The organism is Stenotrophomonas sp. CCNWLW162 (genome assembly GCF_037203745.1).
Lineage (GTDB): Bacteria > Pseudomonadota > Gammaproteobacteria > Xanthomonadales > Xanthomonadaceae > Stenotrophomonas > Stenotrophomonas maltophilia_AQ.
In genome coordinates this window covers 99,961-123,344 of record NZ_JBBCBL010000004.1, presented here as the reverse complement: position 1 = coordinate 123,344, position 23,384 = coordinate 99,961, and the positions used below count along the sequence as shown (strand labels likewise).

The window sequence follows — 23,384 nt, the reverse complement described above, 5'->3', positions numbered from 1 at the left end:
TGGGGGCGATGAAAGCAGTGGTGGGGAAACCGGAGATTCATGAGGTTGCCGGCCAGCGGCCGGCACTACCGAACGGAATCACACTGGCACTGCACCCGGGCGGCCATGGGCCACCTGGAAACGCACAGCTGTGCGTACCGCCGCATCCGCGCGCAGCACGCTGTCGGCGAAGCGCAGTTCGGCGTCCACGGTCTGCCGGTTCAGCTGCAGCTTCCACCAGCCACGGCGGTCCCCGTCGAAATAGCGGATGTGCGGGTTCTGCGGTATCGACGGCCCGTAATACGGTCCATACGGTGTGCCGTCGCCGCCACTGCTGATCGCCGGGGCGATGAATTCGGTGGCGACGACCGGCGCACTGGCCGCGTCGAAATCCAGCTTCAGGTCGTTGACGAAGGTGGAATGCCAGTCGCCGCCAAGCACGATGGCATTGCCCTGCCCACCGGCCTGCATCGCCTGCAGCAGCCGGTTGCGTGCGGCGGGATAGCCATCCCAGGCGTCGTTCCAGAAGCGCTCGCGCGGGGTGCCAGCGTCCAGCCGCAGCTGTGCCATCAGCAGCTGCTGCACCACCACGTTCCAACGCATGCCCTGCGCGGCGGCCATCGACTGCGCGAACCACGCCTCCTGGCCCGTGCCGAGCATGCTCATGCGCGGATCCAGTGCAGCATCACAGCGCGGCGACTCGCCCACGCCACAGGGATTGGCCGGGCGGAACTGGCGGCAATCGAGCAGGGTCAGCTGTGCCAGATCGCCGTAGCGCAGCCGCCGATGTACGCGCAGGCCGCCATTGCCCGCAGGCGTGCTGCGCATCGGCAGGTGCTCGTAGAACGCGCGATAGGCGGCCGCACGACGCACGATGAAGTCTTCGGTCGATACCCCGGGCTTCTCCGGATGGATGCCGGAATAATCGTTCTGTACCTCGTGGTCATCCCAGATCACCGCGAACGCATGCGCGGCGTGCGCAGCCTGCAGATCCGGATCAAGCTTGTACAACGCGTACTGGTCGCGGTAGCGCTCCAGGCTGACCGTCTCGCCACTGAAACGCTCGGCGTCCAGCGTGCGGCCGCGCGCGTTCTGCAGCGGGCTGTACTCGTACAGGTAGTCACCGGCATGCAGCACCAGGTCGAGATCGCTCTGGGCGATATCGCGCAGCACCGGATAGTAGCCGCTGTTCCAGGCCTGGCAGGTGCACAGGGCCAGCCGCAGCTGCTGCAATGGCGTGTCCAGCGGCGGCGCGGTGCGGAAGTGGCCGACCGCGCTTTCCTCGTTGCCGTCGCAGGCAAAGCGGTAGTAGTAGTCGCGGCCCGGGCGCAGGCCGTTGACCTCCACGTGCACCGAATGGGCCAGCTCGGGCACTGCCGCGGCAACGCCCCGCTGCACCAGCCGGCGCATGCCCGGGTCTTCGGCCACGAACCAGCGCACCGGCACCGCCCGCGATGGCATGCCACCACCGTTGAGCGGGTCCGGGGCCAGCCGCGTCCACAGCACCGCGCCCTGCGGATCCGGATCGCCGGCGGCGACGCCCAGGGTGAACGGATCGCGTCCCAGCCGCGGCCGAGGGCCGGCCGTGGCCAGCCCCGGCATCGCCGCCAGCGCGATCGCCGCCCCCGTGCCCTGCCACGCCATGCGCAGCAGGCGACGGCGGCTTTCCGGATCGACAGGCCCGCGCATCAGAAATGCACGGTGGCGGTGGCCATCACCTGCCGCGGCGCGCCGACCTGCATGGTCGCCAGGCTGCGGGTCGGGTCAGCGGCGTAGGTGCCATTGGTGTTGATCGAGGACAGATAACGCTTGTCGGTCAGGTTGGTCAGGTTCAGCGCCACGGTCAGGTTCTGCGCCGGGCCCAGCTTGCCGAAGTCATAGGCCACCGAAGCGTTCACCAGCCAGTAGCTCGGCACCGACACGTCATTGGTGTAGGTCACGTAGCGCTTGCCGACGTGGTTGGCGGCCAGGCGCATGTCCCACGGGCCCGGGGTCCAGGCCAGAGTGCTGGCGAACATCCATTCCGGGGTATCGACGGTCTTCTTGCCACGGGTCGGCACCACGCCGTTGTTCACGTAGTCGTTATCGTAGGTGCTGTCATTCCAGGACAGCGCGTTGGACCAGGTGAGGTCCTGCATCGGCTTCAGCTGCAGGGTCGCCTCGGCGCCGCGGCTGGTCACCGAACCGACGTTGGAGAACAGTGCCGGGCAACCGAGGATGCCCACGCACTGCGCGATGGCCAGCAGACGGTTGTCGAACTTGACGTCGTACACCGCCACCGAGGCTTCATAGCCGCGGCCGTAGCCACGCCAACCCAGCTCGATCGTGCGCGACTGTTCCGGCTTCAGGTTCTTCGCGCTGCTGTCGAATGCCGCCTGCGGCACGTTGAACGGACTGCCGACACCCAGTGCATAGGCGGCGATGTTCTTGGCGAACGAGCCGAAGATCTCATTGCCTTCGTTGAGCTTGAAGTTGAAGCCGGCCTGCGGCAGCAGCCCCTTCTTCGAGGTCAGGCTGCTGTTGTTGGCGTAGCTGCCCAGTGGCGTGCGCACACTGGTACGGGTGTGCGGCGACTTCGCACCGATGTCGATGGTCAGGCGATCATCGAACAGGCGGAAGCGGTCCTGCACGTAGAACTGGCGGGTGATGGTGGTGTAGCGCTGGTGCCACACGCGCTGGTCCGGGTTGCGCAGGAAGAAGTCGTCGGTGATCGGGCCGTCGATGTAGTAGAAGTTGCGCTGCACGCTGTGCCCGTTGTCCTCGTACCAGAGGCCAGCCTCCAGTTCGTGGCCACCGACGTTCCAGGTGAACGCCGAGGTCACGCCGGTGCGATCGATCGCATACTCGGTGGTGCGGATCGAGATTGGAATCTCGCGGCTGGTGCCCGGGTTGGACGGATTGGACGGGCTGAACCAGTGGCCCTGGCCACGGTTGCTGTGGTTGTAGACATTGACCTTCAACCGCATCGACTCGTTCAGGCCGAAATCGCCGGCAATGCTGGACAGGTCATCGTTGCGCAGGCCGTGGCCGGAGTAGTACGCATCCCATGGGCTGTTGACGCCGCCGCTGAATTTGCCGCGTGCGGCGGCGACCGCGCGATCCCAGTCCGGCGCGTAGTTGTCCCAGTCCCAGCCGAGGCGGTCGATCATCTCCAGCGACAGATCCTGGTAGTCGGCCTCGACGCGGCGCGACGCATTGAACAGCGCGGTGATCCTGCTGTCCACGCCGAAGTTGTACGTGGCCTTGCCGTTGAACTGCTTCAGCTCCTGCGAGCCCTTGCCCTTCCACTTGTCGCCTTCGGAATAGACGCCTGACAGGTAGGCAGCAAAGCCTTGATGGTCGCCGGTATCCAGCCGCGCATAGCTGCGGCGCGCACTGTCGCTGCCGAAGCTCTGTGCCAGCACCACCCCGTACTCGGTGGACGGATCGATCGAATAGAACTGGAACACGCCGCCGAGGTTACTGGTGGACGGCGTGCCCAGCGCACCGATGCCGGTGGAGACCTCGGCACCGCCCAGGTTCTCGCTGATCACCGCGCGGCTGATATGCAGGCCGTTGCTGTTGCCGTAGGCCATGTTGCCCAGCGGGATGCCATCGAGGGTGTAGCCGAGGCGGTTCTGATTGAAGCCGCGCAGGCTGATGGTGGTCGACCATTCGTAGGCGCCGGTGGCATCGGCCGACTCGAAATGCACGCCCGGCTTGGTTGCCAGCAGCTTCAGCGGGTTGGCACCGGGCGGCAACACCTTCATGTCTTCGGCAGTGACGCGCTGAACCTGGCGTGCTTCGCCGCGGCCGATCACCGAGACCGAATCGAGGGTGGTGGCCGACTGCGCGTCGGCGGCGGGGGCGGTTTCAGCGGCGGCCAGAGACGGGAGCGAAGCACAGACCAGCAGGGCCAGCAGATTGCGGCGGAGCGGAGCGTGGGACGGCATGGAGGCGGATTCCTTGGGCACGCTGGACGCCGAAGGGCGGCGTCGAAGGGCAGCAGCGGCGGAATCGTAGAAGCGTCGCGTTACATGTCATTTACACGCCACATACGGAACGTTGATGTTCCGAATGGTGCTGGGGTCGGCCTGTATCCGTGCCCCAGCGAACGTCCGTTACTCGAACGAACCGACCGAATCGTGGGCCAGGTTGTCGAAACGGGTGTACTCGCCGAAGAACTTCAGCTTGCACGAGCCGGTCGGGCCACCACGGTGCTTGCCGATGATGATCTCGGCCAGGCCCTTGTCCGGCGAATTTTCCTTGTTGTAGTAATCGTCGCGGTAGATGAACACGATCATGTCCGCGTCCTGCTCGATAGCGCCCGATTCGCGAAGGTCGGCCATCACCGGGCGCTTGTCGGTACGCGTTTCCAGCGAGCGGTTGAGCTGGGACAACGCGATCACCGGTACGTGCAGCTCCTTGGCCAGGCCCTTCAGCGAACGCGAGATTTCCGAGATTTCGGTCGCGCGGTTCTCGCTGTTGCCCGGCACGCTCATCAGCTGCAGGTAGTCGATCACGATCAGTCCCAGATCATGTTCGCGCTTGAGGCGGCGGCACTTGGAACGCAGCACTTCCGGCGACACGCCCGGCGTGTCATCGATGAAGATCTTGGTTTCCTTCAGCATCTTGATCGCGCTGGTGACGCGGCTCCAGTCTTCGTCTTCCAGCTGGCCGGTACGCAGGCGCTGCGCGTTGATGCGGCCGTTGGAGGAAATCAGGCGCATCGCCAGCTGCGAGGCCGACATTTCCATCGAGAACACGGCCACGCCCTTCTTCGACTTGATCGCCGCATACTCGGCGATGTTCAGCGCGAAGGTGGTCTTGCCCATGGCCGGGCGCGCAGCGAGGATGATCAGGTCGGTCGGCTGCAGGCCGGCGGTCATCGCGTCGAAGTCGTTGTAACCGGTCGGCAGGCCGGTGATGTTGCCGCCGTTCTCGAAGCGGTTGCGCAGTTCCTCGAAGGCATCCTTCAGTGCGCCAGGCATGGCCACGAAGTCGGTACGGCCCCGCGCACCCTGCTCGGCGATGGCGAACACGCTCTTTTCCGCCGAGGCCAGCAGCTCACTGCTGTCGCGACCTTCGGGCTGGAAGCCATCGTTGACGATGTCGGTGCCGACCTGGATCAGCTGCCGCAGCACCGCCTTGTCACGCACGATTTCGGCGTAGGCCACGATGTTGGCCGCCGACGGCGTGGTGCTGGCCAGCTCGATCAGATAGGCACCATCGCCGACCAGTTCCAGCTTGCCCTGCGATTCGAACCACTCACCCAGGGTCACCGCATCGAACGGACGTTCACGTTCGGACAGCTCGCGGATCGCACGGTAGATCATCTGGTGGTCGCGGCGATAGAAATCGACCTCGGTCAGCTGGTCGTTGACCCGGTCATAGGCCTCCGGCGCCAGCATCAGCCCACCCAGCACCGCCTGCTCGGCTTCCACCGAATGCGGCGGCACACGCAACTGATCGATGCGCGACTCGTCGCGATCACGATCAAAGCCATCACCGCGCTCTCTGCGGTTGGAACGGAAGCCGGAACGGGCGGACATGCTGCGGTGTTTCCTACGAAAGTGGCCAGACGAGTGTAGGCATGCACCGACCCCGGCGGCCATGGACAAACTTGTGGATAAGCCGTGGAAAAACGGGGGATATCCGCCGGTGCCTGGCCAGACTGGCATGGGGGCGTCGCACTGCCTGCGATGAACGCCGTTGCGGCGCCCGAGCCGTGCATTATCGCAGATCCACGCCCCGGGGTCGGATCCCGTGCAACATGCGGGCTCCGGCCCGCCCAGCTGGACGTGGGGTCGGATCCCTCTGCAAAGCAGAGGGCTCTGACCCCCTCGGTCTCAATCGCCCTTGGTATGCACCGCGATCAGCGTCAGAAAGCGGTCCACGTAGCCCTGCAGGAATTTCTGCGTGCCCTCGTTGTGGATCGTGCCGTCGGCATCGATCAGGCCTTCCTTGAAATGGATGAACGCCTCGGGCTGGCCGAGCACGTGCATGTCCAGGAACGCCAGGCTGTTGCGCAGGTGCTGCTGGGCCACAGCGGTACCGATCTGGCCGATGGACGCGCCGATCACCGCCGCCGGCTTGCCAGCAAATGCGCTGTCACCATACGGGCGGGAGCCGATGTCGATGGCGTTCTTCAACACGCCCGGGACCGAGCGGTTGTACTCAGGGGTCACGAACAGCACTGCCGTGGCGGCGCGCACCTGGTCTTTCAGGCGCGTGCCCTGCGCCGGGTAGTGCGTATCAAAATCCTGGTCGTACAGAGGCAGATCGCCGATCTGCACGTACTGGAAGCGCGCGCGGTCGCCGGCGATCTTCTCCAGCGCATGGGCCAGCTTGCGGTTGCAGGAATCCTTGCGCAGGCTGCCAACGAACACGGCGATGGTGGGGACGGACATCGGGACAGACTCCTCACGGTGCGGGAGGCCCAGCCTAGTCGCCGGGCCCGTGCAGGCCGGTGAAGATCAGCTGCCGGTGACGTTCGCGCGCACCTGCCGCCAATGCGCCTGCCACGCCTGGAACATCAGCACGTTCCACAGGTGGGTATGCCACTTGCGCTGGCCCCCGAGGAACTGCTGCCACAGGGGCTGCACGGCCGCCGCCGACAGCACGCCCTCGCGCTCCAGCCGCGCCGGCTGCAACAGATCCTCTGCCCACGGCCGCAGGTCGCCCTTCAACCAGTCGCTGACCGGTGCGCCGAAGCCGCGCTTGGGCCGGTGCACCATCGACTGCGGCACGTAACGGCCCAGCACGCGCTTGAGCAGCACCTTGCTGGTGGTTTCACTGCGCTTGAAGCCCAGCGGCAATGACCAGGCGAACTCGGCCACGCGCCAGTCCAGCAGCGGCGCGCGCGCCTCCAGGCTGACCGCCATCGAGGTGCGGTCGACCTTGCACAGCAGATCGTCTGGAAGGTAGGTCACATAATCGGCCAGCATCATCGCGTCGGCCGGGGTGCCGGCGCCATGCAGCGGGTCGGCCAGATCGTAGAAACTGCCTGCCGCCTGCGCACCCGGTACTGCAGCGGCCGGGTCACGCCAGCGCGAAATACGGTTGCGGTACACATCGCCAATGCCACGCGCGCCGGACTCGGCCAGCAGCGCGGCCAGGCCACCGGTACGCGAGGCCTCGCCCTGCTGCTGCGCGCGTGCGCCCATCCAGCGCCGTAGCGGGCCCGGCACACGGCCCAGCATCTGCCAGTTGCGCAGCGCACGCACGTAGCGGGTGTAGCCGAAGAACAATTCGTCGCCACCATCACCGGACAACGCCACGGTCACGCCCTGCCGTGCCAACCGGGCGACCAGCGCGGTCGGCACCTGCGAAGCATCAGCGAAGGGTTCATCGAACATCGACGGCAGCTGCGGCACCACCGCCAGTGCATCGGCGCCACTGACGTAGAGTTCGGTGTGGTCGCAGCCCAGATGCGCAGCCAGCTCCTTGGCCAACGGCGCCTCGTCGTGGCCGGAGCCGGTGAAGCCGATGCTGAAGCTGTGCACCGGCTGCCCGCTCTGTGCCTGCATGAGTGCTGCCACCAGCGAGGAATCGGTGCCGCCGGACAGGAACACGCCCACTGGCACATCGGCCACCATGCGCAGCGCAACTGCATCGCGCAGCAGCGCGTCCAGCTGTTCCTCGGCCTCTTCGATGCGGCCCTGGAACGGAGCGGCAAGCGCTGCCTGCATGCGTGCACGCGCATCCCAGAATGGGCGCTGCGCCTGCTCCGGGCGATGCGCGGCCGCACCGGCGGCCACGGTGGCCGCATCCAGGCGCAGCACGCGGCCCGGCATCAGCTTGTAGCAGCGCTGATGGATGCTGTGCGGCGCCGGGATGTAGTCCAGCCGCAACAGCAGGGTCAGTGCGTCGCGGTCGATGTCGTTGTCGAAGGCCGGGTGCTGCCACAGCGCCTTCAACTCGGAACCGAACACCAGCGTGTCACCGGCCCAACCGTAGTACAGCGGCTTCTTGCCGACACGGTCGCGGGCCAGCCACAAGCACTGCTCCTGGCGGTCCCACAGGGCGATGGCAAACATGCCGTTGCAGCGCTGCAGGGTGTCTTCCATGCCCCATTGCAGGATCGCTGCCAGCAGCACCTCGGTATCGGAATGGCCGCGGAACTGGTGCCCCAGCGGTTCCAGCTCGGCGCGCAGCGCGGCGAAGTTGTAGACCTCGCCGTTGTAGGCCATCACATAGCGACCATCGGCCGAGGCCATCGGCTGATGGCCCAGCGGGGACAGGTCGAGGATGCTCAGGCGGCGGTGCGCCAGCGCGATGCCGGCCCCGGCATCGACCCAGCAGCCACCATCATCCGGCCCGCGGTGGTGCAGCGCCTCGCCCATGGCCAGGACCTGCGCCTGCAGCACCTCGGCCGACGCCACCGGCGCCGGCAACAACATTCCCGCCAATCCACACATGCATCAGGGTTCCTGCGCCAGTTCAAGGGCGGCGCCAATCACTGCATTGTCGCTTGGAAGCCCGAACATTGCTGCCCCCGCCAGCGGCGTATAGGTATCGGCACCGCAGACCCGGCGCAGCGGCAGGTGGCCGAAGCCGGCCTCGACCAGTGCGGTGACCACGCCCTCGCCCACCCCGCCGCTGTGGCGGCCCTCGTCCAGCACCAGCACGCGCCGGGCGCTGGCGGCCTGTGCGGCGATGAAGCCGGCATCCAGCTGCACCAGCCAGCGCAGGTCGACCACCCGCACCTGCCAACCCAGCTGCTGCTCGATTGCCCGTGCCGCACGCAGCGCCATCGGCACGCCGTTGCCATAGGTGTAGACCACCAGGTCGCCGGCGTCCGGCGCGTAGACCCGGCCCTCGCCCGGCACCAGCGCCTGGCCGGGCGCGGGGTAGTCGAACAGCCACTGGCCATCGCCCGGTTCGTGCAGATCCTTGCTCATGTACAGCGCGATCGGCTCCAGGAATACCGCCACCCGGCCATCCACCCGCGCCAGCGCGGCCAGCGTACGCAGCATCATCACCGCATCGTCGCCACGCGAGGGGCAGCCGACCACCAGGCCAGGGATGTCGCGCAGCGCGGTGATCGAATTGTCGTTGTGGAAGTGGCCGCCGAAGCCCTTCTGGTAGCCCAGCCCGGCCACCCGCACCAGCATGGGGTTGCGGTACTGGTCGTTGGAGAAGAACTGCAGCGAACAGGCTTCACCACGCAGCTGGTCGATGGCGTTGTGCAGGTACGCCAGGTACTGGATTTCCGGAATCGGCAGCATGCCCATGTTGGCCAGGCCCTGCGCCATGCCCAGGATCATGGTTTCGTCCAGCAGGGTGTTGAACACCCGGCGTGGGCCGAAGCGGCGCAGCAGATCCTTGGTGACGGTGTAGACACCGCCCTTCTGCGCGACGTCCTCGCCGAACAACAGGCTCTGCGGATACTTCGCCAGCAGTTCCTGCAGGCCGTGGTTGATCTGGATGGCGAGGTGCCGTGGTGCCTGCCGCTCAGGCAGGGCCTCCGCACCGCCATACAGCGCTTCGCGCGTCTCGGCGGGCACCTCGCGCCGTGCTTCGGCCTGCACCGCCGCTGGCGTGTACGGCGCCAGCGGCGCCATCACTTCCTGCAGCGACTGCAGCGTCGGGCGGCCTTCAGTCTCTGCAGCAGCGGCCATGCAGCGCGCGCGCATCGTCTCGTAGGCAACCTCGATCGCCGCCGCATCCATCCAGCCTGATTCCAGTGCGATCTGCGCCGAGCGCAGCAAGGGATCCTGCGCCTCGGCCGCACACAGCTCCGGCAACGCGCGCCATTCCACTTCGAAATCGGTACCGGCATGACCCATCAGGCGCGTGGTGCGCAGGTGCAGGAAGGTAGGCCGCCGCGTGCGCCGGCAGTGCTCCACTGCGGCCTGTACCTGGGCGTGGCCAACCGCCAGATCCAGGCCATCGGCGAAGAAATAGTCCAACCCCGGCTGACGGCTGAAACGCTCGGCGATCCACCCTTCGGGCGTCTTTACCGAGATGCCCAGGCCGTTGTCCTCGCAGACGAACAGGATTGGTGCCGGCAGTTTCTGGTAGGCCGACCACATTGCGGTATTGAACGCGGTCTGCGCGGTGGCATGGTTGGACGAGGCATCGCCGAACGAGCACAGCACGATGCTGTCGGTGGGAATCGGCAGCGCCTGCCCCAACCGCTTGCCACTCTCGATGGCCAGCGCGGTACCCAGCGCCTTCGGCAGGTGCGACGCAATCGTCGAGGTCTGCGGCAGCACCCACAACGGCTTGCTGCCCCACACCTTGTGGCGCCCCCCGCTGGCCGGATCATCGGCACTGGCAGCGAACGACAGCGCAGCGTCGCGCAGCGGGTCGATGCCCGGAACCTGGCGCGAACGCTCGGCCATGAACGCGCCGGAGCGGTAGTGCAGGAACGCTGGATCGGTATGCCGGCAGGCCCGCGCCAGCAGCGCATTGCCCTCGTGACCGGAAGAGCCGATGGTGTAGAAGACCTTGTTCTGCACGCGCAGCACGCGCGCCATCAGGTCCAGCTGGCGACTGGCCAGCTGCGAATCGAACAGGTCGTCGAAGGCAGCGGCGGTAAGCGTGCTGCCCGGCAGGATCGGCGCGTCCGGGGCCGGTCGCGAGCGTGGAGTGCCGCGCCAGCCCCGCACTGCATCGAGGAAATTGACATCGCACACTTCGGCGCGGTTGAGCACGCGCATGCGTGCGGGAATCGGATCTGGAACCACAGCGAACATCGAACACCCTCCGTGTCGTTGTTGCATTCCGCCGGGCACGGCCCGGCGCTACCCTGTGGGGGTCACCTTGGTGAGAGTCACGCGGCCTCGAAGCGCGCACGGACCTCGGCGGTCACTGCCGGCATCGGCAGGAAGCGCGGTTGCGCGCGCACGCGCTGCAGCCAGCCGCGCACCTCCGGGAAGAGATCCAGCGCAATGCCACCCTCGCCCGCCACATCGGTGTAGGCGAACAGGGCGATGTCGGCAATGCCGTATCCGCTGCCGGTGAACCACTGCGCCTGCCGCAGGTGCTGCTCCATCACCGCCAACGCGTTGGCGGCGCGCTCGTGCAGGCGCGGCAGTTCAGCGCGCCGCGGTGAATCCGGTGCGGTCCAGCCACGGATGAAGCGCGCCACTGCCACGCAGGGCTCGTGCGTGTACTGCTCGAAGAACATCCAGCTCAACGCCTGCGCACGCTCCCAGCCGTCGCTGGGCAGGTACGGCGTGCCTTCGGCCAGCCAGAACAGGATCGCATTGGATTCAGTCAGCACGCGGCCGTCGTCGCGGACGATCAGCGGCACCTTGGCATTCGGATTCAGCGCGAGGAATTCAGCGGTGTGGGTCTGGCCATGGGCGCTGTCCACTTCCACCCAGCGGTAACGGCTGCCGAGCTGCTCCAGCAGCAGGCGGACCTTGTGGCAGTTACCCGAGACCGACATGCCATGCACCGTCAGCGGGATGCGCTCTTCCAGCATTGCCTGCTCCATCGAATCCGGCCGGCGGCCGGCTGCGGGCAGTCTGGCAAGCGCACCGGTGAATGCCAAGCGCGGGTGCAGCATGGCACCCTTGTAGTGCCGGCCGCTGGCCGGCAATCGCACGAATCCTGCCAAGAGGTTGCCGGCCAGCGGCCGGCACTACCGGGCAACGCTCAGCGTGCCCGCTGCCGCCACTGCTCGCGCGACTGCCCCCAGATCTGCATCGGCTTGTCGTTGTACGGCGGCGGCAGCTCGCCCATGCGCAGCAGCGTGCTGCCCAGCTTGCGCGCGACCACGCGGGAGTTCTCGTTGTCCTCGGCAATGGTGTGGACCACCTCATCCCAACCCAGCGTGTCGAAGGCCCAGTCGATCGCGGCGGTGGCAGCTTCCGGGGCATAGCCCTTGCCCCAGCTGGCACGACGGATGCTCCAGCCGACCTCGGTGCCCGGCCAGTCCTGCGGCTGCCACGGTCCCATCCGGCCGACCCACTCGCCGCTGGACTTTTCGATCACGCTGAACATCGAGAAACCGAACAGCTGCCAGGCACCCGCCAGGCTGCAGAAGCCCCGCCACGCGACCGAGGGCGGCTGTACACCTCCGAGCGTGCGCATCACTTCTTCGTCGGCACAGAAGGCCAGGTACGGCTCATAGTCGTCACGCTGTGGTGGACGCAGGATCAGGCGCTCGGATTCCAGGCGCAGATCGAAGATGCTCATGCCGATTCCATGTCGCAGTGATGGGAAGGCCCATGATGGTAGACCCACATCCGGCGCGGATGAACATCGGCGTCCCCAACGAAACGGGCCGGCATATGCCGGCCCGTCAGGTACTGCGTGGTGCGGATGGATTACTGGCGGGTCGCGGCGGTAGCGCCGGCAGCCGCGGTCTGCGTGACCAGCTGGCCATCGACCACCGGCAGGCGATCGCTGGCCGGCTTGTTGTCCAGGCGCACGGTCTTCTCGGCACCGTCATAGCGATAGGTCACGTTGTAACCCTTGACCACATCGTTGGTGCCCATGGCGATGCGGTTGCCCGGCTTGCTGGCCATGCGCATGGTGCCGGTGGTGCCGTCCTCGTTGCGGTAGGTCACGTTGTAGCCGGTGACGCGGCTCGACTCGGACGTTGCGGTCTCGGTGTGGCACTGGCGCTCGGTGCGGTTGACCACGCGGCCACCCACGTGGCGCTTGTCGATCTGGTTGCCGATGAAGCCACCGGCCACCGCGCCGGCAGCGGTCGCGGCCTTCTTGCCGTTGCCACCACCAACCTGGTTGCCGAGCAGGCCACCGACCACGGCGCCGACCACGGTGCCACCGACGTTGCCATCACGCTCCGGCAGGCGCTCCTGCACCGTCACGTCCTGGCAGACTTCATGCGGGGTCTGTGTGGTGGAGGTCTCACGCACCGCATCGGTACCAATCACAGTGGCATAGGCCTTCTGCTTCTCGGTGATCGGGTCGACCTTCAGCACGTCGGCGTACTCCAGGCCGCGCGGCGCGGACGGGTCGAGCGTGTCAGCACGCGCGCCATCGTCAGCGGCGTTGCCATCGACCAAGCGCGATTCACTCGGGTTTCCGGCGCTGAGCTGCTCAGGCGACTTGTCGCCACTCTTCATGAAGGCGGCGGTTGCGATACCACCGACCAGCAGCGCGCCCGCTGCGACCAGGACAGTTGTAGTTGTGCTTTTCATGACCTGCTCCTTGCGGACCGTCCGCAACGTTCTCAGGCCAGATTGCAGCATGCGCTGCCTGAACGGAATCTCCACATTTCCTGCTCATTCCCGTAACCCATTCAGCATCGGGAAATGCTGGGCCCGTGGTAGCGTTTGCATATTCCCCACAAGGACCCCGCCATGGCCAACCCGATGCTGCTGCCGGTACTGCAATGGGGGCGCCGGCTGCGCTACCCCACCCTGTTCAAGCTGACCGCCGGGTTGTTCGTGCTGACCCTGTTCGTTCCGGACCCGATTCCGTTCATCGATGAGCTGGTACTGGGCTTCGGCACCCTGCTGCTGGCCAACTGGAAGAGCCGCAACGCCTCCACGGCGCCCCCGTCGCTGGAACAGCGTTGAGCCTGCTGGTCGACAGCCACTGCCACCTGGACGCCAGCGAGTTCGACCGCGACCGCGCCGCCGTGGTCGAGCGCGCACAGGCAGCTGGCGTGCACCAGCAGGTGGTGCCGGCGGTGACCGCGGCCAGCTGGCCGAAGCTGCGCGAGGTCTGCCAGCTGGCCCCGGGGCTGTATCCGGCCTACGGCCTGCATCCGATGTTCCTGGCCGAGCACCGCCCCGGGCACCTGTCCGAGCTGCGCGAGTGGATCGAGCGGGAACGCCCCTGCGCGATCGGCGAATGCGGCCTGGATTTCTTTGTCGAAGGCCTGGATGCAGAGACGCAGCAGGCGTACTTCATCGGCCAGCTGGAACTTGCCCGTGAGTTCGAGCTGCCGGTGATCGTGCATGCGCGGCGCGCGGTGGATGCGGTGATCGCCGCGATCCGTCGCATCGGCGGCCTGCGCGGCGTGGTGCACAGCTTCTCCGGCAGCCCCGAACAGGCCGCACAGCTGCACAGGCATGGATTCCTGCTGGGCCTGGGCGGACCGCTGACCTACGAGCGCGCGCAGCGACTGCAGCGACTGGTGCGGGAGATGCCGCTGGAACAACTGCTGCTGGAGACCGACGCCCCGGACCAGCCCGACGCCGGCATCCGCGGCCAGCGCAACGAACCCGCACGACTGGCAATCATCGCCCGCCATGTGGCGGCGTTGCGCGGAATCGAGCTGGATGCGCTGACGCAGGCCACGACGGAAAATGCGCGGCGGTTGTTCAACCTGCCCACGATGTGACGGTAGGTGCCAACCTTGGTCGGCACGCTGTAACGACCGCGGTGGACCCTACGCCGGGCATGGCCCGGCGCTACCGATCACGCGTCAGCGTGATCCTCGACCACTTCAGCCTTCACCTTCTTCGGCTCCAGCAGCATCTCCAACGCCTTGCCGACAGCGGCGAAGGCGAACGCGCCGGTGATATGGGTGGCTGCGCCCAGGCCGGCGCCGCAATCGAGCTTCAGTGCCGCATCGGCCCCCAGGTTCGGGCGGAGGCCACAGACACTGCCGTCGGCCTGCGGGTACTTCACGTTCTCCAGCGAGTACACCGCCGGCACGCCGAAGTAGCGCTTGGCATTCTTCGGGAAGTTGAACTCGCTGCGCAGCTTCTTGCGGATCAGCGCCAGCATGGCGTCGTGCTCGGTGCGCGAGACGTCGCGGATGCGCACCAGGGTCGGATCAGTACGGCCACCGGCGGCACCGACAGTCAACAGCGGCAGCTTGCGGCGGCGGCACCAGGCGATCGTCTCGACCTTGACCCGGAAGCTGTCGCAGGCATCGATCACCAGATCGAAACCACGGTCCAGCAGTTCGGCCATGTTGGACACGGTCAGGAACGCCTGCACCGCATCGACCTCGATCTCCGGATTGATCGCGCGGCAACGCTCGGCCATCGCCTCGGCCTTGTTGCGCCCATAGTTGCCTTCCATCGCCGGCAGCTGCCGGTTGGTGTTGGACACGCAGATATCATCGGCGTCGATCAGGGTCAGGTGGCCGACCGCTGAACGCGCCAGCGCCTCCACCACCCACGAGCCGACCCCGCCCATCCCCACCACTGCCACGCGGCTGCCCTGCAGGCGCTCGAGCGCGCCCACGCCATACAGCCGTTCGATGCCGGCAAAGCGTTGTTTGACCTGTTCGTTCATCGGGCTATTTTAACGTGCAGGCGCCGGTGCCTACAGCGCGCTGGCATCGAACCCACCGTTGCACGCCCGGAGAGCCCGCCATGAACGCCAGCCCGTCCCACCGCCGCCCGTCCACTGCCTATCGCTACCTGTTCGTGCTGTGCCTGGGCCTGCTGATCGGGCTGATTGCCACGGTGATGGTGGGACGTGCCCTGCAGGCCCGCCGTGACCTGTTCCCGGACAGCCTCATGCAGGTGATGCAACGGCAGTCGCAGATGTTGCAGCAGGCCCAGCAGCAGAACCGCTGCAGCCTTGTCGACGGCGTTCCGCGGCTGCAGGCCATCCGCCTGTTGTCCAACGATCTGGACCTGGCCTTTCCCGGGCTGAAGGACAGTGCGCAGTTCCAGCAGCATGCCAGCCAATTGCGCGGCAACCTCAACAGCGCGCTGGCTGCGCCGCCCAGCGACTGCACCACCTTGGCCAAAGTGGTGGAAACACTGCAGGCGGACTGCCGTGCCTGCCACCAGGACTACCGCTGACACGCATTCATCCTGCAGCCGGCCAGGACACGCATGGTTGGCGCGTTGTTCACGTTCGAAAGGAGAGGATTCGTCCACTCTGCTGCATGACGCAGTACCACCCAACGCACCCGCCTTCACGGCCAGGAGAAGCCCCATGAAGATCCAGCTCATCGCTGCCAGCGCCATCGCAACCCTCGCCCTGGCCGGCTGTGCCACCCCCGGCGGCTACGGTGGCGGTGGTTACAACAACGGCTACAACAATGGCGGCTACGGCAACAATGGTGGTTACAACCAGGGCCGCTGCGCCGACTGCGGCATCGTCACCCGCATCAACACCGTGCAGTCCGGCCGCACGGCGCCCAGCGCCACCGGCGCGATCCTCGGCGGCATCGTCGGCGCCGTGGCCGGCCACGAGATCTCCGACCACACCGGCGGCAGCCGCGGCAACAAGAACATCGCTGCCGCTGCAGGCGCGGTCGGTGGCGCCCTGGCCGGCAACCAGATCCAGAAGAACGTGACCAGCGATACCTACGACATCAGCGTGCGCATGGACGATGGCCGCACCATCGTGGTCAACCAGCGCGACCTCGGCGGCATCCGCGAAAACACCTACGTGCGCGTGGTCAATGGGCGGGTCATTCTGCGCTGACCTGCGGCGGGCCGACAGCAAAGAAAAAGGCCCGCTTGCGCGGGCCTTTTTCATGCCGGAGTGCGGCAGGTATTACGCCGGCTGGACCTTGTCAGCCTGCAGGCCCTTCTGGCCCTGCACGACTTCGAAGGTAACGGCCTGGCCTTCCTTGAGGCTCTTGAAGCCCTGGGTCTCGATGGCACGGAAGTGCACGAACACGTCCTCGCCATTCTGTCGGCTGATGAAGCCGAAGCCCTTCGCATCATTGAACCACTTTACGGTACCGGTCTCGCGATCAGCCATCTCACTAACTCCCTTTGACTCTCTCTTGTTGTTGGAAACGCCTGGTGGGCGGCTGACAAGCAAGGGGGAAGCGAGGTGCATCGATGCAGCGGATCGGAAAGATCTTGCTTCATCAGGCCACGATCCACGGTGACCTTGCCAAGCTCAGCGACTGCAACTTAACCCGCCCAAAACGAAAAAGCAACTGGCAAAATCTTTCACTGTCAACCCCAAAACGGCGACCATACGGGACAGCATGGGACTCTCATTCATCTTATATCTGCTAGCGGTCATTTTTGTCCTCGTCGGCATCGCCGGGATCATCCTTCCGGCCCTCCCCGGGATCCCGCTGGTCTTCATCGGACTGCTGCTGGCGGCCTGGGCCGACGGCTTCGCGCACGTCGGCTGGCCCACGCTCGTCGCACTGGGCGTACTGACCGTGCTGTCGCTGCTGGCCGACGTGCTGGCCACTGTGGTCGGCGCGCAGCGGGTGGGCGCCAGCCGCAAGGCGTTGTGGGGCACCTTCGTCGGCAGCATCGTCGGCCTGTTCTTCATGCCGATCGGCCTGTTCGCCGGGCCGTTGATCGGCGCCCTGCTGGGCGAGTACTGGCACACCCGCGAACTGGGCCGCTCAACCAAGGTCGGGCTGGCCACCTGGCTCGGCATCCTGCTCGGCCTGGCGCTGAAACTGGCCGTGGTGATCGCCATGCTGGGCCTGTTCGCCTTCGCCTGGTTCCTGTGACACCTCCGTCTTCACGCCCTGCGCACGTCGTGGCCGTGCATAAACAGCGGGGGCTGGCCGTGATCCGGTGCAGCCGCCACACTGTGCGATCCCCGTATTCACCGAAGGGCCTGCTGGAATGACCCTCCCCCCGCTGCTTCCCCGCCTTGCGCCGTTGGCGCTGGCCCTGGCCAGTGCTCCGCTGGCCGCGCAGGAATTCGTTCCCGGCACCGATACCTCGCCGGCGGCTTGCGCCGCCATTACCACCGACGCTGCGCGCCTGGCCTGTTATGACCGCCTGTTCGCGCACACCCCGCAGGCCACGGCCGCTGCCGACGCCGCTGCCGAGGCGGCCGCGCAGGCCCGTCGCGAAGAGCGCCAGACCGCACGCGTAAGCCAGGGCGAAGAGAAGCTGCGCGAGCGGGTCAGCGACCTGTTCCGCCCCTCTGCGCCGGACAGCGCGCTGGCCAATGCCGGCCGAGGTTCGCTGCTGGACAGCCGCTGGGAACTGGCCGAAGACTCCAAGCTGGGGCCGTTCCAGCTGCGTGCGTACAAGCCGGTGTACCTGCTGCCCGCGTTCTGGACAAGCGACCGCAACACCACGCCGCATTCGCCAAACCCGGCCAACACGGTCACCACGCCGCAGGTACTGGACAGTGCCGAGCTGAAGTTCCAGATCAGCTTCAAGACCAAGATCGCCGAGAACCTGTTCGGCGACAACGGCGACATCTGGGCCGGCTACACCCAGAGCTCGCGTTGGCAGGCCTACAACGGCGAGGATTCGCGCCCGTTCCGCGAAACCAATTACGAGCCGGAAGTGATGATGGTGTTCCGCAACGGTTACTCGATCGGTGGCTGGCGTGGGCGCATGACCGGCATCGCGCTGAACCACCAGTCCAACGGTCGTGCCGACCCGCTGTCGCGCAGCTGGAACCGGGTGATGCTCAACATCGGCCTGGACCGCGAGAACTGGGCGCTGGTGCTGCGGCCGTGGTACCGCATTCCCGAGACCCGCAGCGACGACAACAACCCGGACATCGAGGACTACATGGGCCGCGGCGACGCGACCCTGACCTGGAACCGCAACGGCCATGAAGTCTCGCTGATGGCGCGCCATTCGCTGCGCACCGGCAGCCGTTCGCACGGCGCCCTGCAGCTGGATTACGGCTTCCCGATCAGCAATCTGCTGCGCGGCCATGTGCAGGTCTTCGATGGCTATGGCGAGAGCCTGATCGACTACAACCACAAGGCCACCTACGTGGGCGTGGGCGTGTCCCTGCTGGAGTGGTTCTGATGGTCGTGACGATCTGGCACAACCCGGCCTGCAGCAATTCGCGCGGCGCACTGAAGCTGATCCGCGATGCCGGCTTCGAGCCGGAAGTGATCGAGTACCTGGGCGACCCACCGGACGTGGCCACGCTGCGTCAGGTGCTGGCCGAATCCGGATTGAGCGCGCGTGACCTGGTGCGCAGCAAGGAAGCACAGTTCGCCGAACTCGGTCTGCAAGATGCTGACGATGCCAGCCTGCTGGCGGCGATGGCCGAGCACCCGCGGCTGATCAACCGCCCCGTGGTGCGCACGCCCAAGGGCACCCGGCTGTGCCGCCCACCGGAAACGGTGCTGGAAGTCCTGTAACCCACCCCGCTTTGGTGGAGCCGAGCCATGCTCGGCTGCGGTTCGCGTGCTACCCATGAATGCAGCCGAGCATGGCTCGGCTCTACAGAACGGACTACAGCCAGTCGGTGATGCCTTCGCGGCGGTACACCTCGGCGAACGCCGGGCGTGCCTTCATCGCCGTGGCATGCGCCTTGAGCGGCGGCCAGGTGTCGCTGGGCTTCGGCATGTTGCGCGACCAGCGCATCAGCATCACCAGCATGTAATCGGCCACGCAGGGCGTCGCGCCCAGCAGGTACGGTCCGTGTGCCTGCAGGTGCGTGGCCACATGCTGCCAGGCCGCTTCCAGGCGCTGCCGTGCCATCTCGCGGCTGGCCTCCACGTTTGCCTCGCCCGCCACTTCGTGCGGATAGAACCAGGCACGATAGGCCGGCTGCAGCGTATTGGCACACCAGAACATCCAGCGGTAGGCATCGGCGCGCTGCGGCGTGCCCAGTGCGGGCAGCAGGTGGGCCTCCGGATGGCGGTCAGCCAGATACAGTGCGATCGCCGCCGCTTCGGTCAGTACCAGGCCATCGATCAGCAGCGTCGGCACCACACCGGCCGGATTCAGCGCCAGATACTCCGCTGATTTGTGCTCGCGCGCGTCGAAATCCAGCAGCACCAGTTCGTGTTCGATGCCCAGCTCGATCAGCAGCCAGTGCACCACCAGCGCGGCAGTACTGGTTGAACCATACAGCGTGGTGCTCATGCGCGGCTCCTGTGTGGATGGATCCGCCGATTATGCGCCCACGCGAGCGGTCGTTGCTCAGCCGCAGCGGCTCATGCAGGTATCGCGGCCTTCGCCACAGGACATGATCGGTGTGCGTACTGCGCAGTCATGCGCCTTCAGTTCACAGGAGCGGCGCAACTCGGGGTTGGTGACGTCCTTGCAGCGCTTGTCCGGCGCCGGCACCATCTGTTGTTCGCAGCTGAAGTCGTTGCTGCCGATACTGCCCCGCGCCATGCAGCTGCGATAGTCGGCCTGGCACTGCATGCGGCACTGCGAGGAGGCGGAGAAGTCCGCACCTTCGTACGAGGATGTGCTGCTGCAGCCGGCCAGGGCCAGCAGGATCGCAACGGTGATGAATCGATGCAGGCCCATGAACACGTCCTGTGTGAGGTCGCGCCGAGCCTAGCAGAGCAGATGCTGCAGGTTCGTTAACCCTCACCACACAACAACGGCGCCACACGGGCGCCGTTGCTTGAACCGGATGCGCGGCAGGATTACTCCACCACCACCGGAATCTTGCCGATGCGGGCCTGCCATTCGCGCGGGCCGGTCTTGTGCACCGATTCACCGGTTGAATCCACCGCCACGGTCACCGGCATATCCTGCACGGTGAACTCGTAGATCGCTTCCATGCCCAGGTCGGCGAAGCCAACGACCTTGGCCGCCTTGATCGCCTTGGACACCAGGTAAGCCGAACCACCGACGGCCATCAGGTAGGCCGACTTGTTGTCACGGATCGCTTCAATCGCCGCCGGACCGCGCTCGGCCTTGCCGACCATGCCCAGCAGGCCGGTCTGTTCCAGCACCTGGCGGGTGAACTTGTCCATGCGGGTGGCCGTTGTCGGGCCGGCCGGGCCCACTACTTCGTCACGCACCGGATCGACCGGGCCGACGTAGTAGATGAAGCGGCCCTTCAGATCGACCGGCAGCTGCTCGCCCTTGTTGAGCATGTCGACCATGCGCTTGTGCGCCGCGTCGCGACCGGTCAGCAGCTTGCCGTTGAGCAGCAGGGTCTGGCCCGGCTTCCAGCTGGCCACGTCCTCTGGGGTGATCGTGTCCAGGTCCACGCGGGTGCCCTTGGACGAATCGTAGGTCAGCTTCGGCCAGTCTTCCAGCGACGGCGGGTCCAGCATCACCGGGCCGCTGCCATCCAGGGTGAAGTGCGCATGGCGGGTGGCGGCGCAGTTCGGAATCATCGCCACCGGCAGGTTGGCCGCATGGGTCGGGTAATCGTTGATCTTGATGTCGAGCACGGTGGTCAGGCCGCCCAGGCCCTGCGCACCGATGCCCAGCGCGTTGACCTTCTCGTACAGCTCCAGGCGCAGCTCCTCGATGCGGTTGGACGCACCACGGGCTTGCAGCTCGGTGATGTCGATCGGCTCCATCAGCGCTTCCTTGGCCAGCAGCATCGCCTTCTCGGCAGTGCCGCCGATGCCGATGCCGAGCATGCCCGGCGGGCACCAGCCGGCGCCCATGGTCGGCACGGTCTTCAGCACCCAGTCGACGATCGAGTCGGACGGGTTGAGCATGGCGAACTTGGTCTTGGCTTCCGAACCACCGCCCTTGGCAGCGACGATCACTTCGACCGTGTTGCCCGGCACCACCTTGACGTTGACCACGCCCGGGGTGTTGTCCTTGGTGTTGATGCGCTTGCCGGCCGGGTCGGCCAGCACCGAGGCGCGCAGCTTGTTGTCCGGGTGCATGTAGGCGCGGCGCACGCCTTCATTGGCCATGTCTTCCACGCCCATGGTGGCGTCATCCCAGCGCACGTCCATGCCGATTTCCAGGAACACGGTGACGATGCCGGTGTCCTGGCAGATCGGACGGTGGCCTTCGGCGCACATGCGCGAATTGATCAGGATCTGCGCCATCGCTTCCTTCGCGGCCGGCGACTCCTCGCGCTCATAGGCGGCGGCAAGGTTCTTGATGTAGTCGACCGGGTGGTAGTACGAGATGTACTGCAGCGCGTCGGCGATGGACTGGATGAGGTCTTCCTGCTTGATCGATGTCACGGATTGCTCGCTTGCTGAAGGCTGGCGGAGGTAATCCGCTCATTTTACCCCCTCCCCCGGCCGCAGGTAGAGTCAGGGGTCAGATCCCTTTCCCAGGGAAAGGGATCTGACCCCGCCTCCCCTGTCACGCCATGCGCCACTACGGCGTCCTTGCCCACATGAACGCCGAAACCGCTTTCCAGACCCACCGCCCGCGCCTGATGGCGCTGGCCTACCGCCTGCTCGGCAGCCGCGCCGACGCCGAAGACGTGGTCCAGGATGCCTGGCTGCGCTGGTCCGGCGCCGACCCGGCGGCCGTCCGCGACCCCGAAGCCTGGCTGGTCACCACCACCACCCGGCTCGGCCTGGACCGGCTGCGCGCGGCCAAGCGCGAGCGCGTGCACTACGTCGGCCCGTGGCTGGCCGAACCGCTGGCGGTCACCCTCGAGCCTGACCCGGCGCCCGGTCCGGCCCAGCTGCATGCGCTGGCCGACGACGTCTCGGTCGCCTTCCTGACCCTGCTCGAACAGCTCGGCCCCGAGGAACGCGCCGCCTTCCTGCTGAAGGAGGCCTTCGACCACGACTACCGCGAAATCGCCGACCTGATCGGCCACAGCGAGGCCAACTGCCGTCAACTGGTGCACCGTGCCCGGCAACGCCTGCAGGCCGGACGACCGCGTTTCAACGCCGATGCAGGCCAGCACCGGCAGTTACTCACGCGCTTCATGGACGCCTCCCAGCGCGGCGACAGCGAGGCGATCCAGGCCCTGCTGCACGCCAACGCGCTGCTGGTCTCCGACGGTGGCGGCGTGGTCACCGCAGCGGTGCGCCCGCTGCTGGGCGCCGAACGCATCGGCCGCCTGTTCTGGGCCATCGCCCGCCGCGGCGCGGTGCATCCGGCGCAATTGGGCTACGTCAATGGCGAACCGGCGATCCTGCGTTTCCAGGGCGATCGCCTGCACTCGATCACCACCATCGAAGTGGTCGATGGCCGCATCGCCAACGTGTACAGCGTGTTGAATCCGGAAAAGTTGCCGGACGTTGTCACGCGCGGTGACGGTGCGGCGTCCTTGTAATGAAAGGCGGCCATCGTGGCCGCCGTGGAGCCGAAAATGTCCGACCACGCCTCTCCCCGCGTCCCTTACACCCGCCTGGCCGCCGAAGCCTTCAAGGGCCTGCTGGCCACCAGCAAGGCGGTGCATGACAGCTCGATCGATCCGACGTTGATGGAACTGGTGTTCCTGCGCGTCTCGCAGCTCAACGGCTGCGGCTACTGCATGGACATGCATGCCACCACGCTACGCAAGGGCGGCATCGAGCCGCGCAAGCTGGACACCCTGCCCGCGTGGCACGAAAGCCGCTTCTTCGATGTGCGCGAACGCGCGGCGCTGGGCTGGGCCGAGGCGCTGACCCGCTTGACCGACGGTGCGCCGTCGCAGGCGGCGTTCGATGCGCTGGCACCGCACTTTGATGAAAAAGGCATCAGTGACCTGAGCATGGGCATTGCAGTGATCAATGCCTGGAACCGGCTGGGTGCGGGCCTGCTGCCGCCACTGCCGTAAAAGGGGGCCAGCCCGGTAGGTCAGGTTCCTGCAGCTGTTGGTAGATGTCGACCTTGGTCGACACGGTAGATCCACGCCATGCGTGGATGTGGTTGGGTCGGATCCCTTCGCAACGCGAAGGGCTCTGACCCGATCTGGCTGGTGGGGTCAGAGCCCTTTGCGCAGCAAAGGGATCC

Annotated in this window: 23 protein-coding genes; 9 read left to right on the top strand and 14 right to left on the bottom strand. The window is 66.5% G+C overall.

Annotated elements, in window-relative coordinates; genetic code table 11:
* Positions 1–78: 78 nt before the first annotated feature.
* The 9 genes from V9K93_RS12735 to V9K93_RS12695 all read right to left on the bottom strand — a co-directional run bounded on the left by V9K93_RS12735 (position 79) and on the right by V9K93_RS12695 (position 13,082).
* Complete coding sequence (locus tag V9K93_RS12735) at positions 79–1,668, bottom strand: alkaline phosphatase D family protein (protein WP_337302650.1); 1,590 nt, start codon at positions 1,666–1,668, stop codon at positions 79–81.
* Positions 1,668–3,911 carry a TonB-dependent receptor family protein gene (locus tag V9K93_RS12730; protein ID WP_295380467.1) on the bottom strand — a complete coding sequence of 748 codons (2,244 nt, stop codon included), beginning with the start codon at positions 3,909–3,911 and terminating at the stop codon, positions 1,668–1,670. The genes V9K93_RS12735 and V9K93_RS12730 overlap by 1 nt, the downstream gene beginning before the upstream one ends.
* Before the next feature lie 168 nt (positions 3,912–4,079).
* Positions 4,080–5,510: a replicative DNA helicase gene (locus V9K93_RS12725; RefSeq protein WP_046984333.1), complete on the bottom strand. Its 1,431-nt coding sequence runs from the start codon at positions 5,508–5,510 to the stop codon at positions 4,080–4,082.
* A gap of 297 nt (positions 5,511–5,807) precedes the next feature.
* Complete coding sequence (locus V9K93_RS12720; RefSeq protein ID WP_337302649.1) at positions 5,808–6,368, bottom strand: NADPH-dependent FMN reductase; 561 nt, start codon at positions 6,366–6,368, stop codon at positions 5,808–5,810.
* Between the two features lie 66 nt (positions 6,369–6,434).
* On the bottom strand, positions 6,435–8,378 hold the full coding sequence (gene asnB, locus V9K93_RS12715; protein WP_295380469.1) for an asparagine synthase (glutamine-hydrolyzing): 1,944 nt from the start codon (positions 8,376–8,378) through the stop codon (positions 6,435–6,437).
* A gap of 3 nt (positions 8,379–8,381) precedes the next feature.
* Complete coding sequence (locus tag V9K93_RS12710; RefSeq protein ID WP_337302648.1) at positions 8,382–10,661, bottom strand: thiamine pyrophosphate-dependent enzyme; 2,280 nt, start codon at positions 10,659–10,661, stop codon at positions 8,382–8,384.
* 77 nt (positions 10,662–10,738) lie between these two features.
* Positions 10,739–11,395, bottom strand: coding sequence for a glutathione S-transferase family protein (locus V9K93_RS12705; RefSeq protein ID WP_046984383.1), 657 nt, complete (start codon positions 11,393–11,395; stop codon positions 10,739–10,741).
* A 173-nt stretch (positions 11,396–11,568) separates the two neighbouring features.
* Positions 11,569–12,111 carry a GNAT family N-acetyltransferase gene (locus tag V9K93_RS12700; protein WP_046984337.1) on the bottom strand — a complete coding sequence of 181 codons (543 nt, stop codon included), beginning with the start codon at positions 12,109–12,111 and terminating at the stop codon, positions 11,569–11,571.
* A gap of 131 nt (positions 12,112–12,242) precedes the next feature.
* Positions 12,243–13,082 (bottom strand): glycine zipper 2TM domain-containing protein, encoded by an 840-nt coding sequence (locus tag V9K93_RS12695; RefSeq protein ID WP_046984338.1) that lies wholly within the window; start codon positions 13,080–13,082, stop codon positions 12,243–12,245.
* Positions 13,083–13,244: 162 nt separating this feature from the next.
* Here V9K93_RS12695 and V9K93_RS12690 point away from each other — a divergent pair, with 162 nt between their 5' ends.
* Positions 13,245–13,463 carry a DUF6116 family protein gene (locus tag V9K93_RS12690; protein ID WP_046984339.1) on the top strand — a complete coding sequence of 73 codons (219 nt, stop codon included), beginning with the start codon at positions 13,245–13,247 and terminating at the stop codon, positions 13,461–13,463.
* Complete coding sequence (locus V9K93_RS12685) at positions 13,460–14,233, top strand: TatD family hydrolase (RefSeq protein ID WP_046984340.1); 774 nt, start codon at positions 13,460–13,462, stop codon at positions 14,231–14,233. The genes V9K93_RS12690 and V9K93_RS12685 overlap by 4 nt, the downstream gene beginning before the upstream one ends.
* 77 nt (positions 14,234–14,310) lie before the next feature.
* Here the strand turns inward: V9K93_RS12685 and V9K93_RS12680 are convergent, their stop codons facing one another.
* A complete protein-coding gene (locus V9K93_RS12680; protein ID WP_046984341.1) occupies positions 14,311–15,138 on the bottom strand; it encodes a tRNA threonylcarbamoyladenosine dehydratase in 828 nt (275 codons plus the stop codon).
* Positions 15,139–15,218: 80 nt separating this feature from the next.
* Here V9K93_RS12680 and V9K93_RS12675 point away from each other — a divergent pair, with 80 nt between their 5' ends.
* Together V9K93_RS12675 and V9K93_RS12670 are read left to right on the top strand one after the other, a co-directional pair.
* Entirely contained in the window at positions 15,219–15,656 is a 438-nt protein-coding gene (locus V9K93_RS12675) for a hypothetical protein (RefSeq protein ID WP_337302647.1), read from the top strand.
* Between the two features lie 136 nt (positions 15,657–15,792).
* Positions 15,793–16,287, top strand: coding sequence for a glycine zipper 2TM domain-containing protein (locus V9K93_RS12670; RefSeq protein WP_046984343.1), 495 nt, complete (start codon positions 15,793–15,795; stop codon positions 16,285–16,287).
* A 72-nt stretch (positions 16,288–16,359) separates the two neighbouring features.
* On the opposite strand, the gene V9K93_RS12665 is transcribed toward V9K93_RS12670, so the two are convergent.
* Complete coding sequence (locus V9K93_RS12665) at positions 16,360–16,569, bottom strand: cold-shock protein (protein ID WP_046984344.1); 210 nt, start codon at positions 16,567–16,569, stop codon at positions 16,360–16,362.
* A gap of 235 nt (positions 16,570–16,804) precedes the next feature.
* Here V9K93_RS12665 and V9K93_RS12660 point away from each other — a divergent pair, with 235 nt between their 5' ends.
* The 3 genes from V9K93_RS12660 to arsC all read left to right on the top strand — a co-directional run bounded on the left by V9K93_RS12660 (position 16,805) and on the right by arsC (position 18,904).
* A complete protein-coding gene (locus V9K93_RS12660) occupies positions 16,805–17,290 on the top strand; it encodes a DUF456 domain-containing protein (protein ID WP_010486801.1) in 486 nt (161 codons plus the stop codon).
* Positions 17,291–17,408: 118 nt separating this feature from the next.
* Positions 17,409–18,563: a phospholipase A gene (locus V9K93_RS12655; RefSeq protein WP_046984345.1), complete on the top strand. Its 1,155-nt coding sequence runs from the start codon at positions 17,409–17,411 to the stop codon at positions 18,561–18,563.
* A complete protein-coding gene (arsC, locus tag V9K93_RS12650; protein ID WP_046984346.1) occupies positions 18,563–18,904 on the top strand; it encodes an arsenate reductase (glutaredoxin) in 342 nt (113 codons plus the stop codon). The genes V9K93_RS12655 and arsC overlap by 1 nt, the downstream gene beginning before the upstream one ends.
* 94 nt (positions 18,905–18,998) lie before the next feature.
* Here the strand turns inward: arsC and V9K93_RS12645 are convergent, their stop codons facing one another.
* The 3 genes from V9K93_RS12645 to V9K93_RS12635 all read right to left on the bottom strand — a co-directional run bounded on the left by V9K93_RS12645 (position 18,999) and on the right by V9K93_RS12635 (position 21,667).
* Positions 18,999–19,634 (bottom strand): glutathione S-transferase family protein, encoded by a 636-nt coding sequence (locus tag V9K93_RS12645; protein WP_136639514.1) that lies wholly within the window; start codon positions 19,632–19,634, stop codon positions 18,999–19,001.
* A 57-nt stretch (positions 19,635–19,691) separates the two neighbouring features.
* On the bottom strand, positions 19,692–20,027 hold the full coding sequence (locus V9K93_RS12640) for a hypothetical protein (protein WP_136639513.1): 336 nt from the start codon (positions 20,025–20,027) through the stop codon (positions 19,692–19,694).
* A 122-nt stretch (positions 20,028–20,149) separates the two neighbouring features.
* Positions 20,150–21,667, bottom strand: coding sequence for a fumarate hydratase (locus V9K93_RS12635; protein ID WP_046984349.1), 1,518 nt, complete (start codon positions 21,665–21,667; stop codon positions 20,150–20,152).
* 158 nt (positions 21,668–21,825) lie between these two features.
* Between V9K93_RS12635 and V9K93_RS12630 the strand changes: the two genes are divergently transcribed.
* Positions 21,826–22,722: an RNA polymerase sigma-70 factor gene (locus V9K93_RS12630; RefSeq protein WP_046984384.1), complete on the top strand. Its 897-nt coding sequence runs from the start codon at positions 21,826–21,828 to the stop codon at positions 22,720–22,722.
* A 36-nt stretch (positions 22,723–22,758) separates the two neighbouring features.
* On the top strand, positions 22,759–23,208 hold the full coding sequence (locus V9K93_RS12625) for a carboxymuconolactone decarboxylase family protein (RefSeq protein WP_046984350.1): 450 nt from the start codon (positions 22,759–22,761) through the stop codon (positions 23,206–23,208).
* Positions 23,209–23,384: the final 176 nt, after the last annotated feature.